Genomic DNA, 13528 nt, shown 5'->3' with positions numbered 1-13528 from the left:
GTTTCAGGCGCCGAGCCTGTCGGCCAATTCGGTGAAGCTGCCGGCATGGACGTCGAACCAGGGCTCGGGCGAGACATCGGGCCGGGCATCCGGCCCGAACTCCTGCGGCCGCGCCACGAAGGCGGTCCGCATGCCGAAAGCCCTGGCGGCCTTGAGGTCGTATTTGTGGCAGGCGACCATCATGATCTGGTCGGGCCGGTAGCCGAGATAGTCGACGGCGAGCTGATAGACGGCCGGAGCCGGCTTGTAGCTGCGGGCGAGTTCCGCGGTGAGCACCGCGTCGAACGGCAGGCCGGCATGCCTGACCACGGCGACCACCGCCGCCATGCCGGCATTCGACAGCGTCGAGGTCACGTATTTGCGTCCGAGCCGGTCGAGCCCCGCCACGCTGTCGGGCCAGGCATCGAGCTTCGTCCAGACCGTGTTGAGCTCGTCCCGCTCAGCAGTCGAAAAACGCCCCGACAAGGCATGGCGCTCCAGCAGGATATCGAGCGCCTGGCGATAGATCGCGTCCACGCGGATCCACGGCCGCTGCCCGGCAATGACCTCGTCGAGCGTGCGGCGATAGAGATCGCGCCATTCGGCCGACAAACGCGCCCAATCCACCGCGATGCCCTTGGCGCGGTTGAGCGCCTCACCCATGCGCATGATAGGCCGGTAGAAATCGACGCAGGTTCCCTGCACGTCGAAGGTCAGCGTCTTCACGCCTTCAAGAGCCTCCGCAGCCACGGCACCCCTCCTGCCTAGACCCATTGCAAACACCGTCGCACCCGCGGCGGCACCGGCCAGGATATTCCGGCGATTCATTCGAGTCGAAAGCCCCGGCAATGTCATGATCATCACCCGGTCATTCAGGCGTTGGACGAATGGATCGCGTCAATCACGGCGTCGGTGACGTCCTTGGTGGTGGCGGTGCCACCGACGTCGGGCGTCAGGATGCCTGATCCCGTCACCCTTTCCACCGCCCGCATCAGCCTGGCGGAGGCTTCCGCCTCGCCGAGATGGTCGAGCATCTGGGCGGCCGTCCAGAAGGTCGCAACGGGATTGGCGATGCCCTTGCCGGTGATGTCGAAGGCCGAGCCGTGGATCGGCTCGAACATCGAGGGGAAACGCCGCTCGGGATCGATGTTGCCCGTGGGCGCCACGCCTAGGCTGCCGGCAAGCGCTCCGGCAAGATCGGAAAGAATGTCGGCATGGAGATTGGTGGCGACGATGGTATCGAGGCTCCGGGGATTGAGCGTCATGCGTACCGTCATGGCGTCGACCAGCATCTTGTCCCAGGTCACGTCCGGAAATTCCTCGGCGACCTCGGCGGCAATCTCGTCCCACATCACCATGCCGTGGCGCTGCGCGTTCGACTTGGTGACGACAGTCAGGAACTTGCGCGGCCGCGATCGGGCCAGCCTGAAGGCATAGCGCATGATGCGGGTGACGCCGACGCGGGTGAAGATCGCCACCTCCGTGCCGACCTCCTCGGGAAGCCCCCGGTGGGCGCGGCCGCCATGCCCGGAATATTCGCCTTCCGAGTTCTCGCGCACGATCACCCAGTCGAGATCGCCCGGCCCGCACTGACGCAGGGGCGAGGTGATCCCCGGCAGGATCTTGGTCGGCCGCACATTGGCATATTGGTCGAAGCCCTGGCAGATCGGCAGGCGCAGTCCCCACAGCGTGATGTGGTCGGGGACGTCGGGCGCGCCGACCGCGCCGAAATAGATGGCGTCGAACTTCTTGAGCCTGGACAGCCCGTCGGCCGGCATCATCACGCCGTGCTTCTTGTAATAGTCCGAACCCCAGTCGAAATTCTCGATATTGAACTTCAGGCCGCCGTCGCGCCTTTCGAGGGCGGCCAGCACCGTGGTGCCGGCTGCGATGACTTCGGGGCCGATGCCATCGGCGGGAATGGCTGCGATCGAATATTCGCGCATCTTGTGTGCTCCGTGGGAAAAGAGAAGATCAGGGGTGCTGGCCGGCGGCATTGGTGTTGGCCGTATCCGGTGTGTTGGTGGCCGAACGGGCGAGGACCAGGGTCAGCACGGCCGACAGCACCAGAAGTCCGGCGACGAAATAGAGCCCGCCGGCAAAGCCGCCCGTGACGTCCTTGATCCAGCCGATCATCGAGGGACCGACGAAGCCGCCGAGATTGCCGATGGAGTTGATCGTGGCGATGCCCGCTGCCGCAGCCGGGCCGGACAGGAACAGGGTCGGCATGCTCCACAGCGGCGGCTTCGAGCAGCTGATGCCGATATTGACCAGCGTCAGGGCGATCAAGACTGTGACGACCCCGCCGGCACCGGACGCGAAGGCAAGGCCACCCGCCGCCAGCAGGCAGGCGAAGACGACATGCCAGGTACGCTCGCCGGTCTGGTCGGAATGACGAGCCCAGATCACCATGGCTATGACGGCCATCACGGCGGGAATGGCATTGAGGAAGCCGACCTGCAGCGAGGTCAGGCCGAACTCCTTGATGATCTGGGGCGCCCAGATGCCAAGCGTATACAAGCCGGCTGAAGTGCCGAAATAGACCAGGGCAAAGGCGAGGACGCGGATATCGGCAAGGCCGGCCCAGATGCTGTGATGGGCCTTGGCGCCCTTGGCCTTCTGCTCGTCCGCCATGGTTGCGACCAGCCAGGCGCGCTCCTCCTCCGTCAGCCATTTCGCCTTTTCGGGGCGATCGGTGAGATAGAACAGCACGACGACGCCGAAGACCAGCGCCGGCGCGGCTTCGATCAGGAACATCCACTGCCATCCGGCCAGCCCCATCAGGCCGTGCATTTCCATGAGCGCTCCGGAGATCGGCGAGCCCAGCGCCGTGGACAGGGGAGCGGCCGCCATGAAGATCGCCGTGACAGCGGCGCGGCGACGGGCGGGAAACCAGAAGCTCAGATAGAGGATGATGCCCGGAAAGAAGCCGGCTTCGGCGACGCCGAGCAGGAAGCGAAGGATGTAGAAACCCGCCACCCCCTGCACGAAGGCCATCAGGCCGGAAATGAGGCCCCAGGTGATCATCACCCGCGCGATCCAGATGCGCGCGCCGACCTTGTCGAGGATGAGGTTGGAGGGCACCTCGAACAGGAAGTAGCCGAGGAAGAAGATGCCGGCACCCAGGCCGAAAACAGTCGAAGAGAAGCCGAGATCCTTGTTCATTTCCAGCGCGGCAAAGCCGATATTCACGCGATCGAGAAACGCAATGAAGTAAAGCAGCATGATGAAGGGCACGATGCGCCATGAAATCTTGCGCAGGACACGACTTTCCAGCTCGCTTGCCACGACAATCTCCTCCCATTTTTTTGCAGGGCGCATCTGCTGCGCTTGTCCATCGTTTTCCCGCGGAGGAGGCCTGGACTTCAATGTTCCCAAGATTATATAATTATTTTGTATAATTAGAAGGAGGAGGAGGAGATCGTGGAGCTCGGCCAACTCCGGTGTTTCGTCGTGGTGGCAGAGGCGCTGCATTTCGGCCGGGCCGCGCAGAAGCTCGGCATGCTGCCGGCCTCACTGGGCCGGCATATCCGGCTCCTGGAGGAATCGCTGGGTACGCAATTGCTGCTGCGCACAACGCGCAATGTCAGCTTGACCAGCGAGGGGGCGACGCTCCTGCCCCAGGCACGCCAGCTCCTCGCCCAGTCCGACGACATCGTGACCCGTTTCAGGGCGATGGGCGTGAGCCCGGCCAAACCGCTGCGGATCGGCGCAATCGACAGCGCTGCCGCCGGCCTGTTGCCGATGCTGCTCCAGGACCTTCGAGCCGTTCATCCGGAGATGGCGACCCAGCTCATCGAGGACAAGACCATCCGGCTCCTGCCCCGCTTGCTGTCCGGAGGCATCGATCTCGCCTTCATCCGGCCCCCGGAGGTTATCGACCCTCACATCAAGACCGTCCGGCTGTTTCACGAGACCGCGGTGGTGGCGATGTCGGTCCAGCACCGCCTGGCGGGGCGGAACCATGTCGCCATCCACGAACTCGAGGACGAGCCACTCATCGTGCCGGAACGGCGATCCCGTCCCCACAGCCACGACCTCACCATCAAGCTGTTCACCGAAGCGGGACTTCAGGCCAGGGTCGCGCAGTTGGCGGATGAGAAGCAGACCATCGTCAATCTCGTGGCAGCCCGGATCGGCATCGCCATCGTGCCGCAATGGACCGCCCGCCTGGCGGTCAGCGGCGTCGCCTTCGTGCCATTGGCCGTCGAACCGGGCACGATGATCAACAAGCTGCCGCTTTCGATCGCCTGGCTCAAGGGCGCGCGCGATCCGGACCGGGACAGGGTCCTGGAGGTCTTGAACCGGAACCTAGCCCGATATGAGGAATCGGCCTGAGGCTTCCTACAATTTGATGGAACCATCAAGAATGGCCGCGGCGTATCGGAAAAGGCGCTGAAGCTGCGGAACGCATGGCCAGGGTATTTTTCCAAGGGGCGCAAGCCGTCCTAGCTCGCCCACAAAGCAGGAGCGTAGGTCGCGATATAGTTCCACAGGCGATTGGCGACGGGACCGTGCGGGCGATCGCGTCGCCGCGCAGCGACCAGGTCGGTTTCGACCCCCGGAAAGGCGCTTCCGGCAATGGAAAGAAGGCGTCCATCGCGCAATTCCTGCTCGATCATGAAGCGCGGCAGGTGTCCCCAGGCCATACCACGGATGATGACCTCCTTCTTCATCGCGTGGTCGGCGACCGTGCATTGCGGCGCGCCTTCCATGACGTAGAAGTTCATCTTCGCCGCCGCCCGAGCAGTATCGCGGATGATGCATTGGGTGAGGCCGCGCATTTGATCGGGCGAGATCCGGCGTGTAGGCGCGAACGGCAAAAACCCCGGGGCAACCACCGGCACGAATGATACCGGGCCCAGATCGATCCATTCCAGGCGCGGATCACCTTTCTCGATCCAATGCAGGATCACATCGGCCTCGTCCTCCAAAAGCCGTTCCGCCGGGCCACCGATCGTCTCGAAATGCAGATCCAGCCGTGTCTGCGGACATTGCGAGAAGAAGCCGCCCAGCAGTTGCAGGCCTTCATGCAGGGGGCAGGTGTCGCCGAGTATGACACGCAGATGCGTCTCCTCGCCCATGGCGAGTTGGCGGGCATGCACACGCAGTGCCTCCATCTCGCCGAGCAGGGACCGGGCCTTGCGATGGAACGAGCGGCCTGCCTCGGTCAGGGAGACGCGATAGCCGCTGCGGTCGAGCAGCAGGACGCCGAGATTGGCCTCAAGCTTGGCAATCGCCGCAAATATCGCCGCATGCGAGCGATTGAGCGCGACGGCCGCAGCCTGAAAGCCGCCTTCGCGGACCACCGCATCGAAGCACTGGATTTCCTGAAGCGTGAATGCATACATTGTCATTTTTTATTACAATGATCAGAATATCTTTTCAATTTTTATCGAAATTGCGCGGCCTTAATTTCTGAACACCCCATCGAGGAGGGCGGATTTCGCCTCCCTGGGCCCGGCAGTGACGCCGGAAAGAACAGGCATGAAAGGTTCACGCTATGACCAACGCCACCGCCCGCCTGCCTATGCAGGATCGCGAACAGCCGGCAGCCCCGTCGTTCTTCACCACCGGGGACGGCGTCAGGATCGCCTACACGACCGACGGCCCGGAAGACCGCCCGGCGCTCATCCTGTCCAATTCCATCGGCACGACCCTGCACATGTGGGATCTGCAGATCCCGCCATTGTCGCAGTATTTCCGGGTCATCTGCTATGATTTCCGCGGTCACGGTGCCTCGGACGTCCCGCCCGGCGCCTATTCCGATGGCCGGCTCGGCCGCGACGTGCTGGAACTGATGGATTGGCTCGGGATCGAGCGCGCGCATTTCCTCGGCCTGTCTCTGGGCGGCTTCGTCGGCCAGTGGCTCGCCATTCATGCCCCGGAGCGCATCGAGCGCCTGATCCTGAGCAACACGGCCGCCCAGCTCGGCCCTGCAGCCTATTTCGACAAGGCCATCGCCGCGGTGCTGGCCGCGCCGGATATGGCGGAGACGGCGGAAACCTTCCTCGGCAACTGGTTTCCGAAGGCCATGATCGCAGCGAATGGGCAAGCCATCCGAACCTTCCGGGAGATGCTGCTGAACACGTCGCGCCAGGGTCTGGCCGGCAACTGGGCAGCCGTACGCGACGCCGACCTGCGCCGCACCATTGCCCTGATCGCCGCCCCCACTCTGGTCATCGCCGGCGAGTTCGACACGGTCACATCCCTCGGCAAGAGCGAGGAGATAGCCGCCACCATTCCCGGGGCTCGGCTGAAGGTGCTGCCCGCCGTCCACCTCAGCAATATCGAGTTTCCGCAGGAATTCGTGGCGGAGGTGCTGTCGTTCCTGCAGGTGGATCCGAGTTGATGGCAATCGCCGTCGCATACATTGTGGCCACGTCCCTCGTACGGGGCGTGACCGTAAGCAGCGTAGAGCGGGGTGCAGACAGCGATTGGGAGCCGGACCTCAAACGCGCTCAAGCGCGATGGCAATGCCCTGCCCCACCCCGATGCACATGGTCGAGAGCGAGCGCCTGCCGCCCTTGCCGGCCAGTTCCAGTGCCGCCGTACCGGTGATGCGCGCGCCGGACATGCCGAGCGGATGGCCAAGCGCGATGGCACCGCCATTCGGGTTCACGCGCGGATCGTCATCGGCAATGCCGAGCTGGCGCAGGGTGGCAAGTCCTTGCGATGCAAAGGCTTCGTTCAGTTCGATCACATCGAAATCGCCCTGCGCCAACCCCAGTCGCGCCATCAGCTTTTGCGACGCGGGCGCCGGGCCGATGCCCATGATCCGCGGCGGCACGCCGGCCATCGCACCGCCGAGGACGCGGGCGATCGGCGTCAGGCCATGAGCCTGGGCTGCCGCTTCCGAGGCCAGGATCAGGGCGGCGGCGCCATCATTCACCCCCGAGGCGTTGCCCGCCGTGACCGAGCCTCCCTCGAACAGCGGCTTGAGCCTGGCGAGCGCCTCGGCCGTGGTGGCGCGGGGATGTTCGTCGCGCTCCACCATCACGGGATCGCCCTTGCGCTGCGGGATGGTGACCGGCACGATTTCCCGTGCCAACCGTCCGTTGGCCTGCGCGGCCGCCGCCTTTTGCTGCGAGGCCAGCGCCATGGCGTCCTGCGCTTCGCGGGTCACGCCGAAATCATCCGCGACGTTCTGTCCGGTCTGCGGCATGGAGTCCGTGCCATAGGCCTTGTGCATCGCCGGATTGACGAAGCGCCAGCCGATGGTGGTGTCGTGGATCTCGGCATGACGCGAAAAGGCACTCTCTGCTTTGGGCATCACGAAGGGCGCGCGCGACATGGATTCCACGCCGCCGGCGATCATCAGGCCGGCCTCGCCGGCCTTGATGGCGCGGGCTGCGGCGAGGACCGCATCCATGCCCGAGCCGCACAACCGGTTGATGGTGGTGCCGGGAACGCCCACCGGAAGCCCCGCCAGCAGGAGCGACATGCGGGCGACGTTGCGATTGTCTTCTCCCGCCTGGTTGGCGCAGCCGAAGATCACGTCGTCGACATCCTGCCAGTCCACGCCGGCATTGCGCGCCATCAGCGCCTTCAGCGGCACGGCGCCGAGGTCGTCGGCCCGAACCGGCGCCAGCGCACCGCCGAAACGGCCGATCGGCGTGCGGATATAGTCGCAGATGAAAACCTCGGTCATGTCACAACTCCGGAACGACGAGATCGGCAACCGGACCGGGAACATGGAGCTTTGCTCCCGTCACGGCCTGCAATTCGTCGATGGAAAGGGAGGGCAATTTCTCTCGCAGCACGAACCGACCGCCTTCGATGTCGACGACGGCGAGGCTGGTATAGACCCGGGTGACGCAGCCCACCCCGGTCAGCGGCAGGGTGCAGCGCTCGAGCAGCTTGGGCTGGCCGTCCTTGGTCACGTGATCGGTGATGACGGCCACGCGCTTGGCGCCGTGCACAAGGTCCATGGCACCGCCGACGGCGGGCACGCCCTTCGGGCCGGTGGACCAGTTGGCGAGATCACCCGTCTGGGCGACCTGATAGGCGCCGAGGATCGCCACATCGAGATGGCCGCCGCGCACCATGGCGAAGCTGTCGGCATGATGGAAGAAGGCGGCACCGGGCTTCAGCGTCACCGCCTTCTTGCCCGCATTGATCATGTCCCAGTCTTCCTCGCCCTGCGCCGGGCTCTCGCCAAAATTCAGGATGCCGTTCTCGGTGTGGAAGATCGCCTCGCGCCCGGCGGGCTGATACTGGGCCACCTTCTCGGGCAGGCCGATGCCGAGATTGACATAGGCGCCGTCAGCGATGTCCTGCGCGGCGCGCCATGCAATCTGGTTGCTCGACAATCTGCTCATCTCAGGCCTCCAGCGGATAGGCGGCATTGGCGCGATTCAGGTCTTCTTCCTGATGCGGATGCGGCACTTCGACGATCTTCTGGACGAAGATGCCGGGGGTCACGACGGCCTCCGGATCGATCTCGCCCGCAGCTACGATCCGGCTGGCCTGTACGATGGTCACGGCAGAGGCCATACACATCAGCGGGTTGAAGTTCCGTGCCGCCATCCGATAGGTCAAATTGCCATAGGGATCGGCGAGTTCGGCCTTCACCAGCGCGACATCGGCTTTGAGCCAGCGCTCGCGCACATAGGAGCGCCCCTCGAACTCCTCAACCGGCTTGCCCGCCGCCAGATCGGTGCCGAAGCTGGTCGGCGTATAGAAAGCGGGGATGCCCGCACCGCCGGCGCGGATGCGTTCGGCCAAAGTGCCCTGCGGCACCAGTTCCAGCTCGATCTTGCCGGCAAGGTAGAGGTCGGTGAACACCACCGGGTCGGCCGAGCGTGGGAAGGAGCAGATCAGCTTGCGCACCATGCCCGCTTCGATCAGGGCGGCAAGGCCGACATGCCCGTTGCCGGCATTGTTGTTCACCACCGTCAGGTCCCTGGGGTGCCCCGTGGCCCGATAGCGGTCGATCAGGGCGTGGATCAGCTCGATCGGCGAACCAGCGCCGCCAAAGCCTCCGATCATCACCGTCATTCCGTCCTCGATCTTAGCTACGGCGCTGGCGAGGTTCGCGACTGTCTTGTCCATCTCCATCCATCCATGGTCCGAACGCGGTCTCGAGGCGCAGAATTAAGCGCGATGGTGCATTCCGTAAATCCAATTTGTGCGATATGATGATATTTGTTTACATATCGCACAAGGAACTCCGATGGCCATCAGTGAGCGCGACATCATGGGCGGCCTGGCCAAGGGATTGGCGGTGATCGAGACCTTCACCGCCGAACGCCCGCGCCAGTCCATCTCCGAAGTCTCGGCCGCCTCGGGGCTGGACCGGGCGACGGCGCGGCGCTGCCTGCTGACGCTCGCCCACCAAGGCTATGCCGACTATGACGGCAAGTTCTTCACCCTGACGCCGCGCATCCTGCGGCTCGGCACGGCCTGCCTGGCGACCATGCCCTTGCCGCAGATCGTGCAGCCGATGCTGGACAGGCTATCGGAGGAGATCGGCGAAAGCTCGTCGGTTTCCATTCTCGATGGCAGCGAGATCGTTTATGTCGCCCGTGCCGCGCAGAAGAAGGTGATGTCGGTGGTATTGATGCCGGGCTCGCGTCTGCCGGCCTATTGCACTTCTATGGGTCGGGTACTGCTGGCCGGACTGCCCGAACCGGAAGCCCGCGCCATTCTGGGTACCAACAGGCTGCCGGCCCGCACGTCGCGCACCCTGACCGATCCCGAGGCGGTCATCGCCGAACTGGTACGCGTCAGGGCCCAGGGCTATGCCGCCATCGACCAGGAGGTCGAGGAAGGCTTGCGCTCGGTCGCGGTGCCGCTCCTCAATGCCCGCGGCCGCGTGATCGCGGCGCTGAACACCGGCCTGCCGGCGTCCGGCCCGGTGGCGGATCTGACCGGACGCTATCTGCCGGCCCTGCTGGGCGTGCAGGCGCAACTGAAGCCGATCCTGCGATAGAAGCCGCCGGCGCGCTCAGATCTCGAGCAAGGCGTATGGTCGTCCCGTCGGCTTTTCGATATGGGCCGCCACATTGTAGACGGGCGCACCGCGCGACGTCTTGCCCTGATAGGCCCCGCGATGGGCATGGCCGTGAACGACCGCGCTGACCTCGAAGCGATCGATGGTTTCGGCCAGCCGCGAAGACCCCAGGAAGGGATAGATTTCGAGCGGCTCGCCCTGCACCGTCTCGACGATCGGCGCGTAGTGCAGCACCACCACCGCCCGATCGGCGCGGACCTGCCGCATGGCATTTTCCAGGCGCATCGCCTGATCGATGCCCTCGGCCACCATGGCCTTGATGGCGGGTTCGCCGAACGAACTCAACATGAAGCGGCCGAAGCCACCTGCAAATCCCTTCACGCCGACGAAGCCGACTCCCTCGATCTCGACATGCTGGCCATCGAGCAGGTGTACCTTCGCTGCCTCCAGGATCGCAGCCAGCTTGTCCGCTTCGCCTGCCTCATAGTCGTGATTGCCCAGCACGGCGACCACCGGAATGCTGCAGGCGGCGAGGTCTGCGGCAAGATGTTCGGCCTGTTTCGGCTTGCCGAGATCGGTGAGATCCCCGGCCAGCACCAGCACATCCGCCGCCTCGGAAATCTCCTTGAAGAGATCGCGATAGGAGTCTGCCGGCGTGTCCTTGACATGCAGGTCGGCCAGGGCCGCCACCGTGATGGTCCTTGGCTGGTCATTCATCGCTTCTGCGTCCCTTGGAAGAGCGGCGGTCCCCCTCCCCCCCGACATCGGCAAATCCCCATTCCTTGACGTCGATCTCGAAGTCTATGCGTGAATACATGCGGCCCCGGCAGATCTTCATCTGTGGCGGCGGCAATTGCCGCTGTGCGCCAAGCCGGTCGAGCAACTCCGTCAGCAGCCAGGCCGGGACGACGTCGCGCTCGGACGGATAGATCCAGCGGAAATTGAGCAGATGCATCAGGAGCACCTCCCAATGCACTTCCATATGCGCGAGCAGGCGCTGCCAGTCGATCTGCGCATGCGTCTTGAGGATGAGATGGACCACGTCGGCCCCATCATAGCGATGACGCATCTGCACGAAACATTTGGACCAGATGAGGTCGGTCGGTCCGACGATGCCGACCTTGCAGTCGTAAAGATGGATCTTGCGCCCCTGTTCGAACCAGTCGTCTCCCACCGGCATCGTGCCGTTGGGCGAGGCAAAAATGACGTCGAAGAACTTCTTGCCCTTGAAAACCTTGCCGAGCCAGCGATCGTCCTCGATCTCGACGGCGTAGTTCTCGGCCTGGAAATAGGCGAGCAGGCGCTGGGCATCGCCCGCCTTGCAGAAGATATCCAGATCCTTGGTCAGGCGGGTGATGCCGGTATAGGCGCTGACGGCAAAGGTGCCGGCCACCAGAAACGGCACATCGCAGGCGCACAGGTCCTGGATGGCCTGTTGTACGAAGCCCTCCGCTTCATCGTCGTGCAGCAAGGGCTCGGCCATGGCCTGCATTAGATGCGGCTGCTTTACCTTGGCTGCCTGTTTCTTGCCGCTTGTCGCCATCCCCACCGCCCTTGCCTGCCGTGACAGGTAGATCGTCCCTGTTGGAACCGATGTTGAGGAACTTGGTTCCGAAGCTGTTCGTCTCACGGGCGCTCGGTGACGTAACAACCTTGGCCGTGACGGGGACTTCGGAAAGGCTCATGACCTCGGCCGCAGCCGGTCCATGCTGTTGCGGGTGAGCGCTACCCCCGGCGCGATGCTGCTGCGGTGGATCGAGGAATAGCCCATGCGAAAGAAGCGGCAGGGACCCTCGTTTCTGGCAAAGAAGGGCGAGCCCGCTTCGATCAGCACGCCATCCTCCTTGAGGTCCGCCATCAGCAGGTCGGCATCCAGGCCGTCGGGACCCGCGATCCAGAAGGAGCTGCCGCCGAAGGCAGCGGAACCGGCAATCATCAGGCCCTGCTCCCTGAGTGCCTCCGCCATCACGATGTGGCGCCCGTGATAGGCGCCGCGCATGCGGTGGACGAGGGCATCGTAATGTCCGAGGCCGAGAAAATAGGCGACGGTGCGCTGCAGATGGCCGGCCGGATGGCGCAGCATGAGGGCGCGCAAGGCCCGTGCCTCCCGGATGAATGCCGCCGGCGCAACCAGATAGCCGAGGCGCAGGCCCGGAAACAGGGATTTGGAGAAACTGCCGACATAGAGGACCCGTCCGCTGCGATCGAAGGCCTTGAGCGCCGGCGAAGGCGGGGCCAGGAAGCTCATCTCGAACTCGTAATCGTCCTCGACGATCATGAAATCCTTCCGGGCTGCCGCCTCCAGCAGGGCGACACGCCGTTCGACAGGCATGGTCGCCCCTGTCGGACAATGATGGCTCGGCGTCACGAAGACGGCGTCGACCTGCTCGGGCAGCGCGTCGGGCGGCAGCCCCTCCTCGTCGACGTCGATGGCGGTGACGTCGGCCCCGCTCAACTGCAGGGAGGCGCTCATGTCGGGATGGCATGGATTTTCGCACACCGCCCGTGAACCTCGGCCCAGCAGGAGCTGAATGACGATCCACAAGGCGTTCTGGGCACCGACGGTCACCAGGATCTCGTCCGGCGCAGCGCGAATACCGCGGCTGGGCAGTGTGCGCGAGCAGATGTAGTCGACGAGCCGTGCGTCGTCGGCGGCGGCGAAATCGCCCGCCATCAGCTCGAAATCCTCGCGGGCCAGGGCACGCCGCGCGCAGTCGCGCCAGGCATTGAGATCGAACAGGGAGCTGTCCATCTGGCCATACAGGAAGGGATAGGGATAGCGCCGCCAGTCGAGCGGCTTGCGGATCTGCTTGGCGACGATGAAGCTCGCGCGCAATTTGGCGCTCCAGTCGATCCGCTCCGTCGCGATCGAAGGCGCAGCGATCTCCAGCGTGTTGAAGGGTGGGTTGTCGGCGATGCGATAGGCGCTGCGGCTCGAGGCCTGGATATAGCCCTGCGATGCCAGCTCCTGATAGGCCAGCGTCACCGTGATCCGGGAAATGGTGAGATAGGCGGCGAGCTTGCGCGTCGACGGCAGATGCAGGCCCGGGCGCAGGCGCCCCGCCAGGATGGAGGAGACCACGGTCTCCCGGATCTGGGCCTGGAGCCCGATCCGGCTCGCCTTGTCGACGAAGAAAATCGTCTCCGAAACCGTCGTCTGGCTCATCCTGCCCATCCCTGGCGCGTATTGCGATGTCCTGGAGCGGCGGTGGGTGTGCGGGCACGCCTTGCTCCGGCAAACTGGACTCATTCAACTTGCCAACTGGCTCTAAGGCAACAGGCCGGCGTGATTTATCCCTTAAGCCAATAAGACCGGGTCTGATGGCACCGGTGAAAATCCGGCGAAAACAGCCGGTGGCGCCGGGACCCCCGGTTGCCGCAAGCCAAAGGGGAATGATCATGCGACTGATCAAGCGTATGGCTGGCGCCATGACGGTGGCCGCCGGTCTCTTCAGTGCCGCCTTCGCCCATGCCGAAACCAATCTCGTGGTGGGCTACCAGCAGATCGTCGGCCCGTTCGTGACGGCGATCGCCGACGGCCGCTTCGACGCCGCCGCCAAGGAGGCCGGCTACAAGATCGACTGGCGCCAGTTC

General features: G+C 64.4%; 13 protein-coding genes and 1 pseudogene. 4 read left to right on the top strand and 10 right to left on the bottom strand.

Going from position 1 to position 13528, the window contains the following annotated elements; genetic code table 11:
• Window positions 1-3 precede the first annotated feature (3 nt).
• The 3 genes from QM672_RS15105 to QM672_RS15095 form a co-directional block, all read right to left on the bottom strand.
• On the bottom strand, window positions 4-729 hold the full coding sequence (locus QM672_RS15105; RefSeq protein ID WP_415083480.1) for a haloacid dehalogenase type II: 726 nt from the start codon (window positions 727-729) through the stop codon (window positions 4-6).
• A gap of 122 nt (window positions 730-851) precedes the next feature.
• Window positions 852-1925: a tartrate dehydrogenase gene (locus QM672_RS15100; protein WP_311944553.1), complete on the bottom strand. Its 1074-nt coding sequence runs from the start codon at window positions 1923-1925 to the stop codon at window positions 852-854.
• A gap of 28 nt (window positions 1926-1953) precedes the next feature.
• Window positions 1954-3300 carry an MFS transporter gene (locus QM672_RS15095; protein ID WP_415083478.1) on the bottom strand — a complete coding sequence of 449 codons (1347 nt, stop codon included), beginning with the start codon at window positions 3298-3300 and terminating at the stop codon, window positions 1954-1956.
• A gap of 102 nt (window positions 3301-3402) precedes the next feature.
• On the opposite strand from QM672_RS15095, the gene QM672_RS15090 reads away from it, so the two are divergent.
• Window positions 3403-4317: a LysR family transcriptional regulator gene (locus QM672_RS15090; protein WP_311944551.1), complete on the top strand. Its 915-nt coding sequence runs from the start codon at window positions 3403-3405 to the stop codon at window positions 4315-4317.
• Between the two features lie 110 nt (window positions 4318-4427).
• Here the strand turns inward: QM672_RS15090 and QM672_RS15085 are convergent, their stop codons facing one another.
• Entirely contained in the window at window positions 4428-5330 is a 903-nt protein-coding gene (locus QM672_RS15085; protein ID WP_311944549.1) for a LysR family transcriptional regulator, read from the bottom strand.
• A gap of 152 nt (window positions 5331-5482) precedes the next feature.
• Between QM672_RS15085 and QM672_RS15080 the strand changes: the two genes are divergently transcribed.
• Complete coding sequence (locus QM672_RS15080; protein WP_311944548.1) at window positions 5483-6331, top strand: alpha/beta fold hydrolase; 849 nt, start codon at window positions 5483-5485, stop codon at window positions 6329-6331.
• A gap of 99 nt (window positions 6332-6430) precedes the next feature.
• Here the strand turns inward: QM672_RS15080 and pcaF are convergent, their stop codons facing one another.
• Genes pcaF through QM672_RS15065 form a run of 3 tightly spaced genes read right to left on the bottom strand, consistent with a single transcriptional unit; the run spans window position 6431 to window position 9033 of the window.
• A complete protein-coding gene (gene pcaF, locus QM672_RS15075; RefSeq protein ID WP_415083475.1) occupies window positions 6431-7630 on the bottom strand; it encodes a 3-oxoadipyl-CoA thiolase in 1200 nt (399 codons plus the stop codon).
• Window position 7631: 1 nt separating this feature from the next.
• The gene (locus QM672_RS15070; RefSeq protein WP_187829337.1) at window positions 7632-8300 is read right to left on the bottom strand and encodes a 3-oxoacid CoA-transferase subunit B; all 669 of its coding nucleotides are present in this window, start codon (window positions 8298-8300) and stop codon (window positions 7632-7634) included.
• Between the two features lies 1 nt (window position 8301).
• Window positions 8302-9033 (bottom strand): 3-oxoacid CoA-transferase subunit A, encoded by a 732-nt coding sequence (locus QM672_RS15065; RefSeq protein ID WP_367624457.1) that lies wholly within the window; start codon window positions 9031-9033, stop codon window positions 8302-8304.
• A gap of 121 nt (window positions 9034-9154) precedes the next feature.
• Between QM672_RS15065 and QM672_RS15060 the strand changes: the two genes are divergently transcribed.
• Entirely contained in the window at window positions 9155-9913 is a 759-nt protein-coding gene (locus QM672_RS15060) for an IclR family transcriptional regulator domain-containing protein (RefSeq protein ID WP_311944541.1), read from the top strand.
• A 15-nt stretch (window positions 9914-9928) separates the two neighbouring features.
• Here QM672_RS15060 and QM672_RS15055 read toward each other — a convergent pair whose 3' ends face one another.
• The 3 genes from QM672_RS15055 to QM672_RS15045 all read right to left on the bottom strand — a co-directional run bounded on the left by QM672_RS15055 (window position 9929) and on the right by QM672_RS15045 (window position 13100).
• Window positions 9929-10651, bottom strand: coding sequence for a metallophosphoesterase family protein (locus tag QM672_RS15055; RefSeq protein ID WP_394312208.1), 723 nt, complete (start codon window positions 10649-10651; stop codon window positions 9929-9931).
• Window positions 10644-11477, bottom strand: coding sequence for a hypothetical protein (locus QM672_RS15050; protein ID WP_367624459.1), 834 nt, complete (start codon window positions 11475-11477; stop codon window positions 10644-10646). Before QM672_RS15050 ends, QM672_RS15055 begins: the two co-directional genes overlap by 8 nt.
• 138 nt (window positions 11478-11615) lie before the next feature.
• The gene (locus QM672_RS15045) at window positions 11616-13100 is read right to left on the bottom strand and encodes a PLP-dependent aminotransferase family protein (protein WP_415083471.1); all 1485 of its coding nucleotides are present in this window, start codon (window positions 13098-13100) and stop codon (window positions 11616-11618) included.
• 233 nt (window positions 13101-13333) lie between these two features.
• Here QM672_RS15045 and QM672_RS15040 point away from each other — a divergent pair.
• Window positions 13334-13528: pseudogene (locus QM672_RS15040) on the top strand (taurine ABC transporter substrate-binding protein); the annotation flags it as partial.

The organism is Labrys sp. (in: a-proteobacteria) (genome assembly GCF_047605565.1).
Taxonomy (GTDB): Bacteria; Pseudomonadota; Alphaproteobacteria; order Rhizobiales; family Labraceae; genus Labrys; species Labrys neptuniae.
The sequence above is the reverse complement of the archived record's forward strand: the minus strand, read 5'-3'. Positions and strand labels throughout refer to the sequence as shown.